At 68.7% G+C, this 21,944-nt stretch carries 17 protein-coding genes; 9 read left to right on the forward strand and 8 right to left on the reverse strand.

What is annotated here, in order from left to right:
- Window positions 1-116: 116 nt before the first annotated feature.
- From BKH32_RS09070 to BKH32_RS09085, 4 genes are all read right to left on the reverse strand, one after another.
- The gene (locus BKH32_RS09070) at window positions 117-1,166 is read right to left on the reverse strand and encodes a LacI family DNA-binding transcriptional regulator (RefSeq protein WP_075249722.1); all 1,050 of its coding nucleotides are present in this window, start codon (window positions 1,164-1,166) and stop codon (window positions 117-119) included.
- A gap of 238 nt (window positions 1,167-1,404) precedes the next feature.
- Window positions 1,405-2,331 carry a myo-inosose-2 dehydratase gene (gene iolE, locus BKH32_RS09075; RefSeq protein ID WP_075249723.1) on the reverse strand — a complete coding sequence of 309 codons (927 nt, stop codon included), beginning with the start codon at window positions 2,329-2,331 and terminating at the stop codon, window positions 1,405-1,407.
- 240 nt (window positions 2,332-2,571) lie between these two features.
- Complete coding sequence (locus BKH32_RS09080) at window positions 2,572-4,227, reverse strand: MFS transporter (protein WP_075249724.1); 1,656 nt, start codon at window positions 4,225-4,227, stop codon at window positions 2,572-2,574.
- 95 nt (window positions 4,228-4,322) lie between these two features.
- Window positions 4,323-5,519 (reverse strand): Gfo/Idh/MocA family protein, encoded by a 1,197-nt coding sequence (locus BKH32_RS09085; protein WP_075249725.1) that lies wholly within the window; start codon window positions 5,517-5,519, stop codon window positions 4,323-4,325.
- A gap of 281 nt (window positions 5,520-5,800) precedes the next feature.
- Between BKH32_RS09085 and BKH32_RS09090 the strand changes: the two genes are divergently transcribed.
- Window positions 5,801-6,880, forward strand: a complete 1,080-nt coding sequence (locus BKH32_RS09090; RefSeq protein WP_075249726.1) for a LacI family DNA-binding transcriptional regulator — start codon at window positions 5,801-5,803, stop codon at window positions 6,878-6,880.
- Between the two features lie 81 nt (window positions 6,881-6,961).
- Window positions 6,962-7,924 (forward strand): aldose 1-epimerase family protein, encoded by a 963-nt coding sequence (locus BKH32_RS09095; RefSeq protein WP_075249727.1) that lies wholly within the window; start codon window positions 6,962-6,964, stop codon window positions 7,922-7,924.
- Between the two features lie 120 nt (window positions 7,925-8,044).
- Here BKH32_RS09095 and iolG read toward each other — a convergent pair whose 3' ends face one another.
- The 3 genes from iolG to BKH32_RS09110 form a co-directional block, all read right to left on the reverse strand.
- Window positions 8,045-9,034, reverse strand: a complete 990-nt coding sequence (iolG, locus tag BKH32_RS09100; protein ID WP_075249728.1) for an inositol 2-dehydrogenase — start codon at window positions 9,032-9,034, stop codon at window positions 8,045-8,047.
- A gap of 187 nt (window positions 9,035-9,221) precedes the next feature.
- The gene (locus tag BKH32_RS09105; protein ID WP_075249729.1) at window positions 9,222-10,298 is read right to left on the reverse strand and encodes a transaldolase family protein; all 1,077 of its coding nucleotides are present in this window, start codon (window positions 10,296-10,298) and stop codon (window positions 9,222-9,224) included.
- A gap of 151 nt (window positions 10,299-10,449) precedes the next feature.
- Window positions 10,450-11,202, reverse strand: coding sequence for a GntR family transcriptional regulator (locus BKH32_RS09110; RefSeq protein ID WP_075249730.1), 753 nt, complete (start codon window positions 11,200-11,202; stop codon window positions 10,450-10,452).
- Window positions 11,203-11,431: 229 nt separating this feature from the next.
- Between BKH32_RS09110 and iolC the strand changes: the two genes are divergently transcribed.
- The 5 genes from iolC (at window position 11,432) to BKH32_RS09135 (ending at window position 18,271) form a co-directional block, all read left to right on the forward strand.
- A complete protein-coding gene (gene iolC, locus BKH32_RS09115) occupies window positions 11,432-12,484 on the forward strand; it encodes a 5-dehydro-2-deoxygluconokinase (protein ID WP_075249731.1) in 1,053 nt (350 codons plus the stop codon).
- 10 nt (window positions 12,485-12,494) lie between these two features.
- Window positions 12,495-13,409, forward strand: coding sequence for a Cgl0159 family (beta/alpha)8-fold protein (locus tag BKH32_RS09120; protein ID WP_075249732.1), 915 nt, complete (start codon window positions 12,495-12,497; stop codon window positions 13,407-13,409).
- Window positions 13,410-13,542: 133 nt separating this feature from the next.
- Entirely contained in the window at window positions 13,543-14,457 is a 915-nt protein-coding gene (gene iolB, locus BKH32_RS09125) for a 5-deoxy-glucuronate isomerase (RefSeq protein WP_075249733.1), read from the forward strand.
- Window positions 14,458-14,511: 54 nt separating this feature from the next.
- Window positions 14,512-16,419, forward strand: a complete 1,908-nt coding sequence (gene iolD / locus BKH32_RS09130; RefSeq protein ID WP_075249734.1) for a 3D-(3,5/4)-trihydroxycyclohexane-1,2-dione acylhydrolase (decyclizing) — start codon at window positions 14,512-14,514, stop codon at window positions 16,417-16,419.
- Between the two features lie 358 nt (window positions 16,420-16,777).
- Window positions 16,778-18,271 (forward strand): CoA-acylating methylmalonate-semialdehyde dehydrogenase, encoded by a 1,494-nt coding sequence (locus BKH32_RS09135; RefSeq protein WP_075249735.1) that lies wholly within the window; start codon window positions 16,778-16,780, stop codon window positions 18,269-18,271.
- 119 nt (window positions 18,272-18,390) lie between these two features.
- Here BKH32_RS09135 and BKH32_RS14480 read toward each other — a convergent pair whose 3' ends face one another.
- Window positions 18,391-18,975 carry a hypothetical protein gene (locus BKH32_RS14480; protein WP_256691500.1) on the reverse strand — a complete coding sequence of 195 codons (585 nt, stop codon included), beginning with the start codon at window positions 18,973-18,975 and terminating at the stop codon, window positions 18,391-18,393.
- 743 nt (window positions 18,976-19,718) lie between these two features.
- Here BKH32_RS14480 and BKH32_RS09145 point away from each other — a divergent pair.
- Both BKH32_RS09145 and BKH32_RS09150 read left to right on the forward strand, forming a co-directional pair.
- Window positions 19,719-20,648 (forward strand): sugar phosphate isomerase/epimerase family protein, encoded by a 930-nt coding sequence (locus tag BKH32_RS09145; RefSeq protein WP_075249737.1) that lies wholly within the window; start codon window positions 19,719-19,721, stop codon window positions 20,646-20,648.
- Window positions 20,649-20,709: 61 nt separating this feature from the next.
- Window positions 20,710-21,720 carry a Gfo/Idh/MocA family protein gene (locus BKH32_RS09150; protein ID WP_075249738.1) on the forward strand — a complete coding sequence of 337 codons (1,011 nt, stop codon included), beginning with the start codon at window positions 20,710-20,712 and terminating at the stop codon, window positions 21,718-21,720.
- The last annotated feature ends 224 nt before the right edge of the window (window positions 21,721-21,944 follow it).

Genomic DNA, 21,944 nt, shown 5'->3' on the forward strand with positions numbered 1-21,944 from the left:
TGAAGACATTAAGGTCGCGTTGGATGATATCACATGAGCGTGGATTCAGGAATATCTGTGGATGAAATGTTGTCCGCTGTTGCTGGGTGCGGATATCTTGAACGATTCCGAGTCGCTCAAACCCGCTTCGGTTCATTTTGTCGTCCCAGGGACGAGGCGCGCGTGACGAGCTGCGGCTCCAGGACCACGCTGCGGGCCTCGGTCCCGGAGCCCGCCTCGGCCTGCAGCTCGTCGTCGGACGTGAGCCCGGCGCGCCGGCACACCAGGTCCACCGCGCACTCGCCCAACCGTTCCTCGGGCTGGTCGATGCTGGTCAGGGAGAACTCCTCGCGCAGGGCCAGGTAGGTGTTGTCGTAGGAGGCCAGGGCGACGTCGGCCCCGGGCTCGCGGCGGCTCTCGCGCAGGACGGGCACCGCGTCGATGGCCAGGGCGTCGTTGTGAATGACCAGGCCCAGTGACTCGGGATGGTCCTGCAGGGCCTCCCGGGTGGCGGGGCCGGCGTCCTCGCCGCAGCTGCGCGCCTCGAAGTCCAACCCGGTCGCCTGAGCGGCGTGCGCCAACGAGCCTTCTCGGTCGTGGCGGGAGGCCGCATCAGTCAGGTGCGGGCCGATGTAGCAGATGGTGCGCATGTCCCGGGATGCCAGGTGATCAATAACGAGGCGGGCAGCGGCCTCCTCATCGACCCGCACCGAGTCGACCCGCCCGCCCGGGCTGCGCCGTCCGATGACGCATACGGGCACCTCCTCACCAATGGCCAGCAGGTCCTCGCCGGTCAGCCAGGGCGAGACGAAGATAATGCCCGCGACCCGTACCCCCAGCAGGCTCTCGACCGCCTGGTGCAGGACCTCGGGCTGGTCGGAGCCGACCGTGACGAACAGGGTGAGGCCGCGCTGGGCGGCCGCCCGGCCCAGGCTGGCCGCGATCTGTTCGAAGAAGGCGTTGCGCAGGTTGGGCAGTACCAGACCGATGATGTTCGAGCGCTTCCGGGCCAGCGAGGAGGCTGAGACGTTGACTCGGTAGCCGAGGGACGCCGCCACGTCCTCAATGCGCTCGCGGGTGTCGGCGGCGACCTTGGGCGAGCCGCTCAGGGCCAGAGAGACCAGGCTGCGCGAGACCCCTGCGGTGCGTGCGACGTCGCTCTGGGTAGCGGCGTGAGCCTTGGTCACCGTCTCCTCCTGCTTCCTGCGGTGCCGGGTCGCCTCTCGTAGGACGCGTTCAGGCGGGCGTCCGGCTACCGGGAAGGCTACAGGCTGATCCGGAGGGCTGCGGCGGCGGTCGGTGGGGGCTCGCGCAGTAGTTGGGGAACGACGACGCTCCCGACCATCACTGGTCGGGAGCGTCGAGGTGAGGCGTCAGCCGGTGGGGTCGACCCGGAGGGGGAGTCCGCGCGAACCCCGTGACGTCTCAGGCCTTGAAAAGGGTTCCCTCAAGGTAGGCGCGCGCCTTGCGGGCGTACTCCAGCGGGTTGGCGATGGCCGGGTCCTGCTCGGCCTCCACCAGGATCCACTCGGAGTAGCCGTGTTCCACGAGGAACTTGTAGGGGACGGTGAAGTCGATCGTGCCGTCACCGGGGACGGTGAACATCCCGGCCAGGAAGGAGTCGAGGAAGGAGCGCTCAGCGGCCTTGGACTCCGCCATCTTCTCGGGGCGCACGTCCTTGAAGTGGACGTGCTTGACACGGTCGATGGTGGCCTCCAGCAGGCCCATGACGTCGCCGTCGCCCACGTAGGCGTGGCCGGTGTCGAACAGGAGGGAGACCTTGGCCGGGTCGGTCAGCTCCATGAGACGGATGGTCTCCTCCTTGGTCTGGATGACCGTGCCCAGGTGGTGGTGGTAGACGAGCTCCAGGCCATGGGCGTGGGCGACGTCGCCCAGACGGTTGAGGCCCTCGGCCAGCACCGGCCACTGCTCCTCGGTGAGCACCGGCTTGTTGGTGAAGATGCAGACGTCGCGGATGCCCTGGACCGAGCCGGTCTGCTCGGAGACGACGACGCGGGTGGCGCCCAGGTACTCCAGGTAGGCGCAGGTGGCCTCGAAGTCGGGGATGACGGCCTCGACGCCGTCGCGCAGGATGAAGGAGGAGAACCACTGGGCGACGATCTTGATGCCGCGGGCCTCGGCGGCAGCCTTGACCTCCTCCTTGGGAGGGAAGAAACCGGCGCACTCGGTGCCGGCGAAGCCGGTGTCGGCCAGGTCCAGGAGCATGTCCTCCAGGGTGTTGAAGGCGCCGACCTCGGGGATGTCGTCATTGCGCCAGGTGATCGGGTGCATGCCCCAGGAGATGCCGTGGGGGTCGGAGATGGCGGTTGCGGGGTCGAGGGTGAAGGACATCGTTGCTCCGTGTTCTCGCTCGGGTGGTGCTGGGCGGTGGTCAGTGGGTGGGTGCGGTGAGGTGGCGGTGATGTGTGGGCGGCTGGTGTGCCGTCGGCTCATGGCCGCCAGTGGTGCGCTCCCGGGAGGGACCGGCGTCGGTGCCGGGAGGTGGGCCCGTGCCTCGAACCTAGCAACAGGACTTTGTCCTGACAAGCCCCCTTTCGGGTCCTCCCGGGAGCGCGTGTGCTGGGGGAGGGGTCAGGAGTAGAGCTTCTCCATCTCGACCTCGATCTCCTCCAGGGACTTGTCCTTGGTCTCCGGCATGATCTTGAACAGGACGACGGCGACGACCAGGTTGAGCACGCCGTAGATGGTGTAGGTGATGCCGCCGCCCAGGGTCTCCATCATGGGCGGGAAGGTCCAGGTGATGATGGCGTTGGCGGTCCACATGCAGAAGATCGCCGTGCCGTTCATGATGCCGCGGACGTTGGCCGGGAAGATCTCACCCATCATCGTCCACACGATCGTGCCGTTGGAGGACTGCACGATGAGCATGAAGACGGACATGAGTCCCAGGATGAGGTAGGCGGCCCAGGTGGGCGGGGCGGTGTGGTCGGCCATGTGCGGGGCGATGAAGAACTGGAAGGTCGCCGCGATGCCCAGCAGGGTGACGCCCACGCCGATGACGTCGCCGATGAGGACCTGGCGGCGCCGGAACCTCAGGATGAGCCAGATGCCGATGGCGGAGCCGATGACCGACATGACGCCGTTGGCCACCTGCGCGGTGATGGAGGCCGAGGTGGACATACCGGCGTACTCCAGCACCTTGGGGGCGTAGTACATGACGGTGTTGACACCTGTGGTCTGGTTGACCACGGCCAGGAAGATGCCGACCAGCAGCAGCTTGCGCAGCCAGGGCGTGGCCATGACGTGGCTGAAGCCCTTGCGCTGGGACTCCTCGTCCTTCTCGTGCTGGCGGGCCTCGACCATCTCCATGATCTCGTCCTCGATGGCGCCGTCCTTCTCCGGGATGCGCACGCGCTTGAGGGCGCCGATGGCGTCGTAGAGGCGCTCCTTGGCCAGGTACCAGCGCGAGGACTCGGGCATGAGGCGGATGCCGATCCACAGGGCCACGGCCGGGATGGAGCACAGGACCAGCATGTAGCGCCAGGCCTCGCCGTTACCGGCGCTGATGCTGAGCTGGTCGAGGAAGGCGTGGTACTCGTCCGCGCTCATCGGGCCGCCCTTGGCGGCCTGGAGCTTGGCGACCTCGTCGAAGACGTACTGGCCCGGGGTGAAGTGCCCGCTGGGGTCCTCGGCGATGGTGATCCTCGGGCCGCCCTGGAGGGAGTTGATGATGGCGTTCATCGAGAAGGCGAGCAGCTGGCCGGTGACGATCATGAGCTGGTCGATGGCCACGATGGAGCCGCGGATGCGTTTGGGGGCCGTCTCCGCCAGGTAGACGGGGACCGTTGCGGAGGCGGCCCCGACGGCGAAGCCCAGGACGACGCGGAAGGGGTACATGACCCAGACGTTGGGGGCGATGGTGGTGCCGATCGCGCCGGCGAAGAACAGGAAGGCCAGGACGGTGATGTTGTGGCGCCGGCCCCAGCGGTCCGACATGAGGCCGCCCAGCAGCGCGCCCAGCGCGGCGCCGGCCAGCAGGGTGCCTCCGATGGCGCCCTCCTGGAAGGAGGTCAGCTGGAGGCCCTTGGCGTCGAAGGGCATGTACATGTACGGCAGGGCGCCGGAGATGACGCCGGTGTCGTAGCCGAAGAGCAGTGAGCCGAGCGTGGCCACGGCGGCGATGGCGATGACGCCGCGGTGCTTGCCCGAAGGCGGAGTCTTGGCCACCGCCTTGTTGAGCTCTTCCCTGGTGAGTCCACGCAGGGACGTCGTGACTCCCTGAGACATAGGGGGTCTCCTCTCAGTCCTGCGGCGACGATGCCGCAGGGGTCGTTGTGATGGGTGGGTGGTGGAGTGAAGAGAAAAGTGAGGTGTGGGGCGGCTCAGGCGTCGAAGGTGGTGCGTCCCTCGACGCGGGGGACCTCGTGCCACTGGCCGTCGGCCGCCGAGGCGACGACGGCCTCGTCGACCTCCGCGGCGCACCAGGCGTCGGCGGCCGAGGGGGCCACCTGCTTGCCGGTGAGGATGGACTCGATGAACTGCGCGGCCTCGATGGCCTTCATGTCGTCAAAGCCCATGGAGGTGCCGATGGCGGGCTGGAAGCGCTGCCACTGGCCCCACTGGGGGCCGGCCATGGCGCGGGTGTAGCCGTGGGAGGCGCCGCCGTCGAGCACGGGGCAGATCTCCAGCTCGTTGAGGCGCTCGAAGTTCCAACGGGCCGAGCCCTTCGTGCCGTAGACCTCGACGACGTACTCGGCGCGCGGTCCCACGCTGACGCGGGAGGACTCCATAGTGCCCACGGTGCCGTTCTCGAAGCGCACCAGCATGGAGACGTAGTCCTCGTTCTCCACCGGGCCCACCTCGTCGCCGATCTCGAAGCCCGAGTGGCCGATGCCCATCTTGGTGGGGATGGGGCGCTCGGTGATGAAGGTATCGGTGACCGCGGTGACCGAGGCGATGCGTCCCACGATGTACTGGGCCAGGTCCGCCCCGTGGCTCATGAGGTCGGGCACGACGCCGGCCCCGGCCTTCTCCTTCGAGGCCCGCCAGGTCAGGGGTCCCATGGGGGAGGAGTTGTAGTCGGCGATGAACCACACGCGCACGTTCGTGATCCGCCCCAGCTCGCCGCCGCGCACCAGGGAGCGCAGGTACTCGATGGCCGGGGTGTGGCGGTAGTTGAAGCCGACGGCGGTGACGAGCCCCGCCTTCTCGGCGGCCTGGGCGATCTGCCGGGACTGCGCGGCACTGACCCCCATGGGCTTCTCGATCCAGAAGGGCTTACCGGCCTCGACGGCCGCCAGGGCCATCTCGTGGTGGAGGAAGTTGGGGGCGCAGATGGAGACGGCCTCCACCTCGGGGTCGGCCAGCAGGTCGCGGTAGTCGGCGTAGGCGCGCTCGAAGCCCAGGTTGTCCACCGCCTCCTGACGCACCTCGTCCACCGGGTCCGCGGCGGCGACCAGGCGTGGGGTCACCCCCAGCTCGGGGAAGCGCTCGGCGATGGCGCGGTAGCTGCGGGAGTGAAGCCGTCCCATCCAGCCCAGGGAGATGACTCCGATACCCAGTGTTGACTTATTGGCCATGACGGTCCTTCCCGACAACATTGTCGGCTGCTGCGTGTGTGGAAGTGCGTCCGGAAGCCCCGGGAAACACCCGTCGTTAATGACGTCACAGGAAGATATCAGAGCAACTTTGTCCTGACAAGGGGTGAGGGTGAGGTCGGATGACTGCTCTGAGCAGGGCCTACGTGCTCACCGGTGTTGTCAGATAGGATGGGCTCAACCGGTGTCCAAGGATGGACTCCGGCTCCCGCGGATCATGCTGGTTCGTGAGGCACAACGGCGTGGAAAGGGAGACGTCTGCCGTGAAAGGACCTCGAGGACGAGGTGGGCGGGTCACGATCAGGACCGTCGCCGAGCGCGCCGGCCGCTCCATCTCCACCGTCTCGGCGGCTCTCAACGGCTCCGACGGCGTCGCCGAGAAGACCCGTGGTGAGATCCTGAGCATCGCCACCGAGCTCGGCTACCAGGCGGATCCGCGCGCCCAGTTCCTACGCCGCAGCCACACCGGGCTCATCGGCGCCAGCTTCGCCATCGGGCAGGCCTACCAGGGGCTCATCGTGGACGGGCTCTTCCAGGCGGCCTCCGCCCTGGATCACGCGCTGGTGCTGGCCACCTCCACCCCGCACCGCGATGTGGTCGACGGGCTGCGCTCACTGCTGCTCCAGCGCTGCGAGGGCCTCATCCTGGTCGACCCCGACCTCTCCGTGGACGCCCTGGCCGGAATCGTGGACCGCCCCCCGACGGTTCTCGTCGGCACCAGTACCGAGCTGGGGGATGTCGATGAGGTCCACTCCCGCGACGACGTCGGCATCCAGCTGCTCGTTGATCACCTGGTCGACACCGGACGCCGCCGCGTCACCCATGTGGACGGCGGGAAGGAGACCGCCGCAGGGCGACGGATCGAGAGATTCAGGCAGGCCATGGAGAGCCGGGGCCTGGGGCGAGGTGCGCGGGTGGTGCCCGGGGGAGGCGATGAGGACAGCGGCGCCAGGGCGGTCCACCACCTCATCCAAACCGGCGAGCTGCCCGAGGCGCTCCTGTGCTTCAACGATCACTGCGCCGTCGGAGCCCTCATGGAGCTGCGCCGCCAGGGGGTGAGGGTGCCGCAGGACCTGGCCGTCACCGGCTACGACGGCATTCCGGTCACGGCGGCCTCGGCCTTCTCCCTGACCACGGTGCGCCAGGACGCCGGCCTCATCGCCGAGGTGGCGGTACGGGCGTTGCTGGCCCGGATGCACCCGGACCAGGACTGCCACATCCCGGCGGAGGTTGCCGGTGAGGACCGGCCTCTGGGCGGCCGCCTCTACCGGGTGGTCCCCGATCTTGTTGTCCGCGACACGACGGCCCCGCCGCGCGAGCGCCGGGACAAGGCCCGTGCCTGATACGGCACGCGGCGTACGGTGAACCTCACCAAGGGAAGCCACAACCGAGGGGCGCACGCCCCGCACACTGGGACAGGAACCATGATTAACGGAGAACTCATCGACCTGGTCGCCGGCGACTACGAGGCGCGTATTGCCTCATCGGGTGCCATGCTCGTCCACCTGCGTCGCCAGGGGCGCGACCTCATCATGCCCTTCGATGCTGAGGCCACGCTGCCCGCCGGCTGGCAGGGCAAGACCCTGCTGCCGTGGGCCAACCGCATTGCCGAGTCCCGTTACGACTACGCGGGCACCGAGTTCCTCGTGGGCTGCAACGAGCCGGCCAGTGGCTCGGCCCTCCACGGCCTGGCCGGTTGGATGGACTGGCAGGTCGCCGACGACGACCCCTCCGGCCCCGACGACGGCGCCCCCCGTAGCCGGGTCGTCCTGGAGCTGAGCCTGCTGGCCTCCTACGGCTACCCCTGGAGCCTGGAGGCCAGTGCCTGTTTCGAGCTCGACGCCGAGCGCGGGCTGAGCGTGACCGTGACCGCCACCAACGTCGGTGCGGCCCGCCCCGCCCCGCCGGTCCCCGGCGCACCGGAGGTCGAGGGCGAGCCCGCCCCCGCTCCCTACGGCATCTCCTGCCACCCCTACCTGACGCGCTCGGTGCCCCTGGACGACTGCGTCCTGACGATCCCGGCGGCCGAGGTCCTCGACGTCGACGAGCGCATGGCCCCCACGCACCGGCGCAGCGTGGAGGGCACCGACTGGGACTGGCGGGGCGGCCGGCTCGTCGGGGCCACCCAGACGGACAACGCCTACACCGCCCTGCCCGAGGGCACCTGGGAGGTGAGTCTGCGCGGCGGGCAGGGCAACCGCGCCGTCGTCATGACCTCGGACGTCCCCTGGGTGCAGGCCTACACCGCCGACGAGCTCTCCCGGCCCGGCGTGGCCATCGAGCCCATGACCTGCCCGCCCAACGCCTTCAACAGTGGGGAGGGCCTCATCGCCCTGGCAGTGGGGCAGTCCCACTCCTTCACCTACCGCCTCTACGAGCAGGACTGAGCGCACACGCGGCCTTGCTGAGCCCGCAACGGCCCTGCAGGCGCTGAGAACGCGCGGTGGGCGTCGTCGAAACGGATGGCTCGACGACGCCCACCACGCGTCAGAGTGGTGAACCGGCGCTCAGCTCAGGCGCACCGGCTGCCCGGAGTGGGCCGACTCCGTGGCGGCCTCGGCCAGGCGCAGGGCGGCGATGGCGTCCCCGATGCCGGTGGGGGGCGTGGTGCCGGCCTCGACGGCCTCGATGAAGGCGCTCAGCTCGATGCGGTAGGCGTCGGCGTAGCGCTCCAGGAAGAAGTCGAGGTAGGGCTCCTGGGCGTCGGTGACCTCGCCGTTGGACAGGCGCACCGTGGTGGCGCGGATGTTCTCGGCGAACAGGGCGCCCTCGCGGCCCGAGGCCTCGAGGCGCTGGTCGTAGCCGGAGGAGCAGTGCCGGTTGTTGATGATCGTGGCCACGGCGCCCGAGGCGGCCTTGAGGGTGACGACGGCGGCGTCGAAGTCGCCGGTGTCCTTCAGGGCCGGGTCGAGGTTCTGTCCGGCCGCGTAGACCTCCTCGATCTCACCCAGGAAGAAGCGGGCGGTGTCGAAGTCGTGGATGGTCATGTCGCGGAAGATGCCGCCGGAGACCTTGATGTACTCCGCCGGCGGGGCGGCCGGGTCGCGGCTGATGATGGTCAGCTGCTCGATGTCACCGATCTTGCCGGCCTCGACCGCGGCGCGGGCGGCGGCGAAGCTGGGGTCGAAACGGCGGTTGAAGCCGAACATGACGGGGACCCTGACGGCGTCGAGCTCGTCCTGGGCGGCCTCGACGTCCTTCATGTCCAGGGCGATCGGCTTCTCGCACAGCACCGCCTTGCCGGCCTTGGCGGCGGCCAGCAGGTGGGGGATGTGCAGCGGCGTGGGGGAGCCGACGATGACGGCGTCGATCTCAGGGTCGGCGAAGACCTCCTCGGCGCCCTTGCAGGACCGGGCCCCGTAGACGGCGGCGAGCTTCTCGGCCGCGTCCTCGAAGGGGTCGCAGACCAGGGCGAGCTGGGCCTGGGGGTGGGCGGCGATGGTCTTGGCGTGGACGTGGCCGATGCGGCCGGCGCCGATGACGGCGATGGAGAGCATCCTTGCTCCTTCTGCGTGTGAGGGTGTGTCTGAGCTGGTGAGTTGATGGTGAGTGTGGTGGGGCGGGTCGACGACGTGAGACGTGCCTGGACATGTCTGAGCGTGTCGTGGGCCCTCCCGGTGCGGTGGGTGCCGCTCTGGTCGTCCGGGGCCCCACCGGGACCCGGACGACCCTGACTGGAGCCGATCAGGGCTGGGGCATGATGACGTCACGCACCAGGGCGTCCAGGTCGGCATCGGCCTGGAGGAACCCGCGCAGGGTGCGGACGGTCGCGCCGAAGGTGTCGAACTCCTCGGGCGTCATACCGTCGGGCTCGTAGGCGCGCACGAACTCGGGGATCGACAGGAGCGTCTCCATGATCTCGGGGGCCACGGGCTCGTTGATGCGCTCGACGACCTTGTAGCCGGAGTCGTTGATGAGCTTCTGCCAGGCGAAGGGCGGGGAGACGACCAGGTCGCCGCCGACCAGCTCGGACCACTGCAGCACGTTGCGGAAGGCGGCCGACAGCACGCGGGCGCGCAGGCCGCGGGCCTGGAACTCCTGGTAGGCGCGCTTGAGCGCGGCCACGCCACCCCACTCCAGGTGGCCGGGGTCGATGAAGAGCTTGTCCCGCTTGGCCACGATCTTGAGCCAGTCGTCCAGGCGGCCGCCCATGAGGGTGACGACCGGGCCCATGGTGGAGACGTCCTTGCCCTCGGCCTCGCGGCGCTTGAGGCCGCGCTCGATGGCCTCACCGGTGGCTACGGCCTGGGGCACGGAGAAGGAGACGGTGACGTTGACCGACACGCCCCGGTAGGTGGCGTCCTCGATGGCCTTGACGCCCACGGAGGTGGCGGGGATCTTCACGATGATGTTCTTGGCCAGGTTGGAGAACTCCTCGGCCTGGTCGGCCAGGGCCTTGGCACTGCGGGCCAGGCGCGGGTCGGTCTGCATCGACAGGCGGCCGTTGCGCCCCTTGTGCTCCTCGAAGATGGGCTCGAGCAGCTTGGCGGCCTCGATGCTCATCTCGCGTACGACCTGCCAGCCGATCTCGGACTCGGTGGCCTCGGGCATCTCCTCGGCCAGCTCGGCGATGCGGGGGAGCCACACGTCCTTGCGCTGGTTGATGCAGGTGTAGGCGATGGTGGGGTTGCAAGTGGCGCCCACACCGCCGAAGGAGATGGACTGGCGCAGCTCGTCGGGGTCGGCCGAGTCGTTCCACAGTGCGGTGGGCGTGTTGCGGGCGGCGTCGAGAAGGGGTCCGGGGGTGTAGTCGATGCTCATCGGTTCTGTGCTCTCTTTCGGGTTCATCCGTGCAGGCGTCCTTGCAGCCGCGGTCCGGTAGCCCCTATTGAAGTGTGCCCGACGGCATCTGTCAATAAAATGTCAGGACAAAGATTCCTGGGAACGGTGGTGACCCGCACCGGGGTGAGGGCTAGCTGGAGAACAGTGAGGTCTCGAAGGTGTAGCGCGAGGCGCGGTAGATGTGCTGGCCGTACTCGATGACGCGGCCCGACTGGTCGTAGGTGATGCGGGTGGCGGTCATCAGGGCGGCGCGGCGTCGCTCGTGGAGGAGCTCGGCCTCCCGGGCGGTGGCGTTGCGGGCCCCGATGGTCTGCTTGGCCGTGGTGGGGATGGCGTCCTGGGCGCGCAGCAGGTCGTAGAGGCCCCCGGTCTCCAGCTCCTCGCGGGTGGGGGCGATGGCCGCCGGCATGAGGTTGGACAGCACCGCGATCGGCTCGCCGTCGGCGCAGCGGATTCGGGTGCAGGTCACGACGGCGGTACCCTCCTCGACCTCGAGGTGCTCGGCGTCGTCGGCGTCGGCCTCGTGCTCGACGTAGTCCAGCACGTTCGTGGAGGTCGTGTGGCCGGCTGCGGACAGGTCCGACAGCAGGCTGGTCAGCTGCATCGGCCGGTGGACGTGCATGGGGGAAACGATCGTGCCCACGCCCCGACGGCGTTTGACCAGGCCGCGGTCCACCAGGTGCTGAAGGGCCTGGCGCGCCGTGGGGCGGGAGACCTTCAGTCGCTTGGCCATCGAGAGCTCGTCCTCCAGGCGGCTGCCGGCCGGCAGTGTGCCGTCGAGGATGAGTGCGGCCAAGGGCTCGGAAATTTGCGTGTGCAGCGGCGTCTTGGAGTCGCGGTCGATCGTGATGTTGAGGGCGAAAGGGGGTGTTGGATCGGACATGAGTATGGGCCTGTGTCAGACGTGATAATGCCTCGAGCATACGGATGCCGTGTGCCGATGTCACGCACGGTCGTCGTCCCGGCGCCGCTACACGGGGAGGTGGAGCCTCAAATGTTCTGACAAATGCTTGACCTGGGGTGGTTCCGTGGGGCAGGCTTCGCAGTGACGCCCGACGCAGACCTCGTTCCCGCAGGCCTGCAGACCCCAAGGATGTGGAGACGCGATCACCGTGATGACAGCAACGACGGCAACAACCAAAGCAACTGAGGCGGTCGCGCCCGAGGGTGTGCCCGCAGGCGGCGGAGACGACAATCGGCTCGACGTGCTCACCATCGGGCGCTGCGGCATCGACATCTACCCCCTCCAGGTCGGCGTCGGGCTGGAGGACGTGGAGAGCTTCGGCAAGTTCCTGGGCGGAAGCCCCACCAACGTGGCAGTGGCCGCCGCCCGCTACGGGCACCGCTCCGCCGTCGTCACTGGTGTGGGCAACGACCCCTTCGGGCGCTTCGTGCGCACCGAGATGCGCCGTCTGGGGGTCGACGACCGCCACGTCGTGACCAAGGCCGCCTACAACACCCCGGTCACCTTCTGCGAGATCTTCCCGCCGGATGACTTCCCCCTCTACTTCTACCGCGAGCCCTCGGCCCCCGACCTGGAGCTGACCTGGGAGGACCTGCCGCTGGAGGCCGTTCGCGACGCCTCCATCTTCTGGATCTCGGTGACCGGACTGAGCAAGGAGCCCTCGCGCTCGGCCCACCACGCGGCCCTGGGCACCCGCGACCGGCGGCGCTTCACGATCGCCGACCTCGACTACCGACCCATGTTCTGGAAGGACAAGGAGACGGCTCACCGCGAGGTCGCCAAGATCCTGCCCAAGGTCACCGTCGCCATCGGCAACCGGGAGGAGTGCGAGGTCGCCGTCGGTGAGCGCGACCCCGAGCGTGCCGCCGACGCCCTCCTGGAGGCCGGTGTCGAGCTGGCCATCGTCAAGCAGGGGCTGGAGGGGACGCTGGCCAAGACCCGCACCGAACGGGTGGAGATGCCCGTGACCTCGGTGGAGACGAAGAACGGCCTGGGCGCCGGGGACGCCTTCGGCGGGGCCATCTGCCACGGCCTGCTGTCGGGCTGGTCCCTGGAGAAGACCATCTTCGCCGCCTCCACCGCAGGAGCGATCGTCTCCTCGCGACTGGAGTGCTCCACCGCCATGCCCACCGAGCCCGAGCTGCTCGAGCTCATGCGCGCCCGCCGCGACGAGGTCGCCCCGGGCCTGACGGACCTGTGAGGAGTCCCCGATGAGTACATCACCCACACCTTCCGCCTCCGCCCGGGGGTCGCGGCCGCTGACCGACGCCGTCACCGAGATCCGGGCCACCGACCCCGGCCGTATCGGCCGGGCCCTGGCCCAGCGCCCCCGCGCCGACCTGGCCGGGGCCGGGCGCCTCATGGTCATCGCCTGCGACCACCCTGCCCGCGGGGCCCTGGGGGCCGGCGAGCGGCCCCTGGCGATGGCCGACCGCGAGGACCTCCTCCGGCGCTGCATGACGGCCCTGTCCCGCCCCGGCGTCAACGGGTTCCTGGGAACCGCCGAGATCATTGAGGACCTGACCCTCCTGGGCGCGCTGGACGGCAAGCTCGTGTGGGGCTCCATGAACCGGGTCGGTCTCCAGGGGGCCTCCTTCGAGATGGACGACCGCTTCGGCGCCTACGACGCCGACGGCATTGAGGCCTCCCACCTCGACGGCGGCAAGATGCTCACCCGCATCAACTACGCCGACCCCGCCAGCGCCGCCACCCTCGAGGCCAGCGCCAAGGCCATCGACTCCCTGTCCCAGCGCGGCCTGAACGCGATGATCGAGCCCTTCATCTCACGGTGGGAGGGCGGCCGGGTCGTCAACGACCTCAGCGAGGAGGCCGTCATCCGCTCGATCTGCATCGCCCAGGCGCTGGGGCGCAGCTCGGCGCACACCTGGCTCAAGCTGCCCTGCGTCAGCGATCCCGTCTCGATGCGGCGCGTCATGGCCTCCACCTCCCTGCCCAGCCTCATCCTGGGCGGCGAGGTCTCCACCGACCCCGAGGCCACCCGCGCCTCCTGGGCGGCGGCCCTGGAGCTGCCCAATGTCAGAGGACTGGTCGTGGGCCGCTCCCTGCTCTACCCGGGCAATGACGACGTCGAGGCCGCCGTCGACGCCGCCGTCGCCCTGCTGTGAGCACCTGATAGGTCCGCGAGCGGGCCGATCTCCTCGGCCCGCAGCCACCGCAACCACCGTCAATCGGCCCCGGCCGGGCCACTCCATACGAGACAATCCGCACGAGTACCACCAGGAGCTGAAGGAGCACACCATGGGCCACACCGACCGCACCGCCCAGTCCGAGACATCGGACCAGTCCCGCTACGTCATCCGCGCCGGCGAGCTCGCCCACGACAGCTACGAGCTGGACCTCACCCCGGAGCGGGCCGGCTGGGAGTGGTCCTCCCTGCGCGTGGTGGCGCTCGCCCCCGGAAGGCCCCTGACCGTGCCCGCAGGCGAGCACGAGTACCTCGTCCTGCCCCTGTCGGGGGGCTGCACCGTCCAGGCCGGCAGCGAGCGCTTCGAGGTGGCCGGCCGCGAGTCGGTCTTCACCGACATCACCGACTACGTCTACGTCCCCCGCCGCACCGAGGTGACCCTCACCAGCGCCGACGGCGCCCGCATCGCCCTGCCCGGCTCCAGGGCCACCACCGACAAGCCGCTGCGCTACTGCCCGCGCTCCGAGGTCGGCACCGGCCTGCGGGGGGCCGGCCCCTCCTCGCGCCAGGTCAACAACTACGCCCTGGGCAACGACGTCGAGACCTCCCACCTGCTGGCCTGCGAGGTCCTGACCCCCGGAGGCAACTGGTCCTCCTACCCGCCCCACAAGCACGACGAGCACACCGAGGTCGAGCGGGTCCTGGAGGAGATCTACTACTACCAGGTCCGCACCGGCGAGGGCGACGTCGAGGGCTTCGCGCTCCAGCGCATCTACCCCTCGCCCGGCCACGACATCGACGTGTGCACCGAGGTGCGCGGCGGCGACGTCGTCGTCATGCCCTACGGCTACCACGGCCCCTCCGTGGCCGCCCCCGGCTACGACCTCTACTACCTCAACGTCATGGCCGGCCCCGCCGAGGACTCCGTGTGGCTCATGACCGACGACCCCCACCACACCTGGGTGCGCCAGACCTGGGAGGGTCAGGAGGTCGACCCGCGCCTGCCCATGACCCCCATGAACGACTAGCCGATCCGCCTTTCGACCGCCCCCACCACCTGAGAAGAGCAGAGAAGAACCACGATGAGCAACGAAGCCTACACCGGCACGATCCGCCTGACGGTCGCCCAGGCCACCATCCGTTTCCTGTCCAACCAGTACTCCGAGCGCGACGGCGTCGAGCAGCGCCTCATCGCCGGGGCCTTCGGCATCTTCGGCCACGGCAACGTGGCCGGCATAGGCCAGGCCCTCCTGCAGAACGAGATCGCCCGCGCCGACGGCGAGCAGGAGATGCCCTACATCATGCCCCGCAACGAGCAGGGGCAGGTGCACGCGGCCGCCGCCTTCGCCAAGACCACCAACCGCCTCCAGACCTACATGTGCACGGCCTCCATCGGCCCGGGCTCTCTCAACATGGTCACCGGGGCCGCCCTGGCCACCACCAACCGCCTTCCGGTGCTGCTCTTCCCCTCCGACCAGTTCGCCACCCGCGTCCCCGACCCCGTGCTCCAGCAGCTGGAGGACCCCACCAGCCTGGACGTCTCGGTCAATGACGCCTTCCGCCCCGTCTCGCGCTTCTTCGACCGCATCAACCGGCCCGAGCAGCTCATCCCCTCGCTGCTGAACGCCATGCGCGTGCTCACCGACCCCGCCGAGACCGGTGCGGTCACCATCGCCATGCCCCAGGACGTCCAGGCCGAGGTCTTCGACTGGCCCGTGGAGCTCTTCCGCAAGCGCGTGTGGCACGTGCGCCGTCCGGTGCCCGAGCCCGCCGCCCTGGAGCGCGCCGTCGCCCTCATCAAGGCCGCCAAGCGCCCCCTCATCATCGCCGGCGGAGGCACCATCTACGCCGGCGCCAGCGAGGAGCTGCGCGCCCTGGCCACCGCCACCGGCATCCCGGTGGGTGACACCCAGGCCGGCAAGGGCGCCATCAACTTCGACCACCCCAGCGCCGTGGGCGGTGTGGGCTCCACCGGCTGTGACTCCGGCAACCACATCGCCGATAAGGCCGACCTCATCATCGGCGTGGGCACCCGCTACTCCGACTTCACCACGGCCTCCAAGACCCAGTTCAAGAACCCCGACGTGAAGTTCGTGAACATCAACGTCACCCCCTTCGACGCCGCCAAGGAGAGCGCCGAGATGGTGGTGGCCGATGCCCGTGAGGCCCTGGCGGCCCTGACCGAGGAGCTCGCGGACTACCACGTCGAGGCGGCCTACTCCGAGGAGATCACCGCGGAGAAGGAGGCCTGGCTCAAGGCCACCGAGCGCTGCTACCACCTGGACCACGGGCCCCTGCCCGCCCAGACCGAGGTCTTCGGCGCCCTCAACGAGCTCATGGGGGAGGAGGACGTGGTCATCAACGCCGCCGGCTCCATGCCCGGTGACCTCCAGGCCCTGTGGCAGGCCCGCAGCCCGCTGCAGTACCACGTGGAGTACGCCTTCTCCTGCATGGGCTACGAGGTGCCCGCCGCCATGGGCGTCAAGCTCGCCCGCCCCGAGGCCGAGGTGGTCTCCATCGTGGGCGACGGCACCTACCAGATGCTCCCCATGGAGCTGGCCACGGTGGTCCAGGAGAACATCAAGGTCATCTACGTCCTGCTGCAGAACTACGGTTTCTGCTCCATCGGTGCCCTCTCGGAGTCCCGCGGCTCCCAGCGCTTCGGCACCAAGTACCGCCGACGCGGCGAGGGCAGCCACCTGGCCGACGAGCAGGTCATCGACGGCGTCGACATCGCCGCCAACGCCCGCTCCTGGGGCCTGGACGTCCTCGAGGTCCACACCGTCGCGGAGTTCAAGGAGGCCTACCGCAAGGCCGAGGCCTCCGACCGTCCCACGATGATCCACATCGAGACCGACCTCTACGGCCCCAACCCGCCCGGCTCGAGCTGGTGGGACGTCCCGGTCTCGGGCGTCTCCGAGCTGGAGTCCACGCAGCGCGCCTACGAGGACTACCTGCGTGACCGCAAGCCTCAGCGTCACTACCTGTAAGGCCTCTACCTGGAGGGATCGCAGGTAGGACGCGGAAACGGTGCGCTCCTGCGCCGACCGCGACGGCGGGGGTCCACGGCGAACGGTGCCGTGGACCCCCGCCGTGCGCGTTCTCCCCTCCGGGGCGGGTGCCCCTCGGCCACGGCCCCGGTGGGACGCCAAGATCACGATGTGGCCAACACCCCCATTATGTTCTGACAAAATCGCGCCATTGACCGTCTGGGACGTTAGGCTGGGGGCACATGCAAGACGCTGGGCGCCGGGCCGGTCCGCCACTGAGACCTTGGTCTGAGTCCGGCCCTGCCCACCCCCATAGGCGGGGCGGGTCCGCGAAACCGACAATCAGGAGTCGATAACGATGAGAACCATTGCGCACTGGGTTGACGGAAAGTACTACGAGGGAGACCCGATCGGCCGCTTCGCCGTCGAGAACCCGGGAACCGGTGAGGTCGAGGCCGAGCTGCTCCAGGCCTCCGACGCCGACCTCGACCACGCCGTCGAGGTGGCTCGCCGCGCCCAGAAGGAGTGGGCGAAGGTCTCGCTCGCCAAGCGCACCGCCATCATGTTCCGCATGCGCCAACTGGTCCTGGACCACACCGACGAGATGGCCAAGATGATCGTGGCCGAGCACGGCAAGAACTACTCCGACGCCGTCGGCGAGATCCAGCGCGGGCGCGAGACCCTCGACTTCGCCACCGCCATCAACCTGGCTCTCAAGGGTGAGCACTCCTTCGACATCTCCACCGGCGTGGACATCCACACCCTGCGCCAGCCGGTCGGCGTCGTCGCCGGCATCTGCCCCTTCAACTTCCCGGCCATGGTGCCCATGTGGATGCACCCCATCGCCATCGCCACCGGCAACGCCTTCGTCCTCAAACCGGCCTCGGCCACGCCGTCGGCGGCCCTGCTGACGGCCGAGCTCTACAAGGAGGCCGGCCTGCCCGACGGCGTCTTCAACGTCGTCTCCGGCAACCGCACCATGGTCTCCAAGGTCCTCGAGCACCCCGGCATCGACGCGATCTCCTTCGTGGGCTCCACCCCGGTGGCCCACATCGTCCAGAACACCGGCATCACCCACGGCAAGCGCGTCCAGGCCCTGGGCGGGGCGAACAACCACGCCATCGTCATGCCCGACTCCGACCTGGACTTCGCCGCCCAGCACATCTCCGCCGCCGCCTTCGGGGCCGCCGGTGAGCGCTGCATGGCGCTGCCCGTCGTCGTGGCCGTGGGCGGCTGCGGACCGGACCTGGCCCGCCGCGTCAAGGCCCACGCCGAGAAGATCAAGGTCGGCTACGGCATGGACGAGGGCGTCGAGATGGGCCCGGTCATCGACGCCAAGTCCAAGGAGTTCATCGTCGGCCTGGTCAACGAGGGCGAGGCCGACGGCGGTGAGGTCGTCCTCGACGGCCGCGACCTCGTCATTCCCGGCCACGAGAAGGGCCACTTCATCGGCCCGACCATCGTCGACAACGTTCCGGTGACCTCGCGCCTGTACAAGGAGGAGGTCTTCGGCCCGGTGCTCACCATCGTCCACGTCGACACCTACGAGGAGGCCATCAAGCAGGTCAACTCCTCACCCTTCGGCAATGGCGCGGCCATCTTCACCAACGACGGCGGCGTGGCCCGTCGCTTCGAGCTCGACGTCGAGGCCGGCATGGTCGGCGTCAACGTGCCGATCCCGACGCCGGTGGCCTACTACTCCTTCGGCGGCTGGAAGGAGTCGCTCCTGGGCGACACCCACATCCACGGCCCCGAGGGCGTGCGCTTCTACACCCGCGCCAAGGCGGTCACCAGCCGCTGGCCCTCGGAGAAGACCTACGCCGCGACCATGTCCTTCCAGCGCGAGGAGTAAACGCGGTCGCTCCGCCACCCGTCGCCGCGGACGCACCATAGACCTCAAGGGCTGATCCAGCAGGATGAGTCCGCGAGCCCGATGGTGCGTCCGCGCCTTGCTGGGGCAGAGGGCGCTCCCTACTTCCAGAGGTCCGCCACCGGTCGCCACAGGCGTGCGGCCGCGGGAGGGAAAAGTGTCAGGACCCGGTGGCGCAGTGCGTCCAGATCGCCGAAATCGCTCCAGACGAAGCGCTCAGTGCGCCAGCCCATCCTGACCAGCGCGTCATGGCGCTGCTTCTCCCTCCACAGTTCCTCGGGCGACGTGTACTTCAGCTGCCCGTCGAACTCCGCCAGCACCTTGAACTCCGGCCAGGCCTCATCGGGGAAGTAGAAGCGAGAGAGCTCCGGGTCCGCGATCCGCGCCTGGAGGCGCGGGGCGGGAAGGCCGAGGGCGCGCACGAACCAGTGCAGGGTCGACTCTCCCGGTGACTCCGCGAGTCCCGAGGTGATCCTCAGGACCGCTCGGGCCCGCCGTGCTCCTCGTCGGGGGCCCTGCGCGGCCACCATCTGTTCAAGCCGACGTCGAACCGCGTCCATACGCTGCTCGGAGTCCTCGGGGTGGAAGCGCGACGGACGGGCGAGGCTGCGCACGGCCGAGTCGACGACACAGATCGCCTCTCGCGCCGGCAGGTCGAAGGCGCAGTCCATAACCGTGCGCAGCACAGTCGTCACTGGCAGGCCCGAGACCGCCGTGATGTCCTTCCGCTCCAGACGGAGCCGGCGTCGTCGCAGAAAGACCCTGCCCCGTCCTCCAGGAGCCGGCGGAAGCAGCATGCGACTTCGGCGGGGGTGAAAGGGCATGACAAGACTGATATCGGGCTCGTGGTGGCGGACCCACAGACCATGGACAAGTGCTGCCGACTCGTGGCTCAGAGCAAGGGCTGAAGGGACCTGCATACAGGCGGCGGAGCAGCGGGCCAAACTGAGTTGTTGAGCCGCCTTCCACGGTTCCACTCCGCCTCTGCTGAGATCTGCGTAGAGGCCGTGCGCGACCCTCACCGGATGGTGCATCAGAGGTGGGGGACCGTTGCAGGCCAGAACGAGTGGAAGCTGGGGAGGTGCGGGGTAGGTCTCCATGCCGCCAGGTTGACGCTCGGGCGCGTGAGTAACCAGGGGAGCTTTCTGCCCTGTGGGTAAAGCAGGCTGCGGGTGCTCTTGTGGCCACCGGTATCGACGTCGTCGAGGACGCACGGTAGAGGGCGCGGGCTGCAGGGCTGGGGTCAGGTCTCGGGGCCTAGGGTGCGTCCTCGCGGAGTAGAGGAGAACTCGGTTGCCTGGGTGAGTGGAGGAACGTCAAAGATCAGACCTATTTGTTCGTACAAACCCCTAGATTGTTGGTCGGCAGCGGAGTACGCTGGATGTCACATCCGAAACGATTCGGAGATCGCCTCACGAAGGAGACAACGATGTCCAAAGCCGTCAACACCAACGACCCCAGGTACTCCAAGCTCACCATCGGCGTCTGCCCCGACCAGTGGGGCGTCTGGTTCCCCGAGGACCCCAAGCAGATGGCCCCCCGTCAGGCCTGGGAGGAGATGGCCGAGGCCGGCTTCGAGGTCATCGAGACCGGTCCCTTCGGCTACTTCCCGACCGATCCCAAGGAGCTCCAGAAGTGGTGCGACGAGTTCGGCATGAGGGTGGTGGCCGGAACCGGCTGGGGCATCCTGCACAAGCAGGAGGCCTGGGAGACCACCCTCAAGACCTTCCGCGCCATCGCGGAGACCCACGCCGCCGTCGGCGCCGAGTACATCGTCCACCTGCCCCCGCTCTACCGCGATGACAAGACCTGGGAGTGGACCGACGACCGCGTCCTGTCCGACGACGCCTGGAAGCTCTACGTCGAGCACGCCAACGCCCTGGGGCAGATGCTCCTGGACGAGTACGGCCTCAAGATGGTCCTCCACCCCCACGGCGACTCCCACATCGAGACCCCCGAGGAGATCGCCCGCATCTTCGACGCCACCGACCCCACCTACGTCAACCTGTGTCTGGACTCCGGGCACGTCGTCTACGGCGGCGGCGACCCGGTCGAGCTGTGCCGGAAGTACCCCGAGCGCATCACCTACGTCCACATCAAGGCCTTCGACGAGGACATCACCCGCGAGGCCCACGAGAAGGACTGGCCTTTCGGCGAGGCCGTCACCAAGGGCGCCTCGGTCTGTCCGCCCGCGGGCCTGCCCGAGATGCACGAGTTCGTCGACGCCCTGGCGGCCCTGGACAAGCCGATCTACGCGATCTGCGAGCAGGACTGCTACCCCTGCGAGCCCACCTTCCCCAAGCAGAACGCCATCAACATGCGCACGTACCTGGCCGAGTGCGGCCTGGGACTTGCCTGAGGCCTCCTGCCACGTCAAACAGCCGACCTACCACTGACACCACCTCAACGAGGAGACACGCATGACTGTACGCATCGGACTCATCGGCGCCGGCGGCATGGGCCGCGCCCACCTGGCCCGCATCGCGGGTGTCCTGTCAGGCGGCGAGATCGTCGCCGTGGCCGACATCAACCACGAGGCCGCGGTCTCGGCCGCGCAGCCCTACGGAGCCAAGGCCTACGACAGTGCCGACGAGCTCATAGGCGACCCGAACGTCGACGCCGTCCTCATCGCCACCTTCGGCAAGGTCCACGCCCCCGACGTCATCAAGGCCATCGAGGCCGGCAAGTACGTCCTGTGCGAGAAGCCCCTGGCCACCACCGCCGAGGACTGCATCGCCATCATGGAGGCCGAGCAGAAGGCCGGCAAGAAGCTCGTCACCGTGGGCTTCATGCGCCGCTTCGACGCCGCCTACAACGAGATGAAGAAGGTTCTCGACGACGGCGAGAACGGTCAGGCCCTCCTGGTCCACAACCGCCACCGAAACCCCACCGTGCCGGAGTCCTACACCTCGCGCATGGCCATCGACGACACAGCGATCCACGAGATCGACACGATGCGCTGGCTCCTGGGTGAGGAGATCGTCAAGGTGCGCGTCGAGCGTCCCAGGTCCACCACCCACCGCTTCGACCACCTCATCGACCCGGTCGTCGTCGTCATGTACACCGAGTCCGGCGTGCGCATCGACGACGAGGTCAACGTCAACCTGCAGTACGCCTACTCCATCGAGTGCGAGCTCGTGCTGGAGACCGCCGCGGTGAGGCTGGGCGACCAGGAGCGGATCCACGTCCGCGACATCCACGGCAACCGCAACGCCATGTGCCAGTCGCACATCGACCGCTTCGAGGACGCCTTCAACCGCGAGGTGCAGGAGTGGATCCACGCCGTGGCCCGCGACGAGCACACCGGTTCGACCTCCTGGGACGGCTACGCGGCCACCTCCGTGGTCGACGCGGCGGTCGCCTCGCTGGAGGACGAGTCCTCGCCGTTGGTCGACGTCACCCTCATCGACAAGCCCGCCTTCTACGCCTGACAGGCCCCTGTCGTCATCCCTCCCGGTGCGGCCAGGAAGCTCGCGATTGCTGCGTGTTCGCCAGTGCCCCGGTGACCGCTCTTGGACGGACGACGGCGGGGCTCACTCACCTCGATCGTCCTGGGAGGCATCCATCCCGCCTCCCAGGACGACTTTTCGGCGGCAGGACGGCATGAGTCTGCGACGCCGTCGAAGGATTCAAAAATGCTGGCCTCAACTACTTC

The sequence above is a fragment of the Actinomyces oris genome (assembly GCF_001929375.1).
Lineage (GTDB): Bacteria > Actinomycetota > Actinomycetes > Actinomycetales > Actinomycetaceae > Actinomyces > Actinomyces oris_B.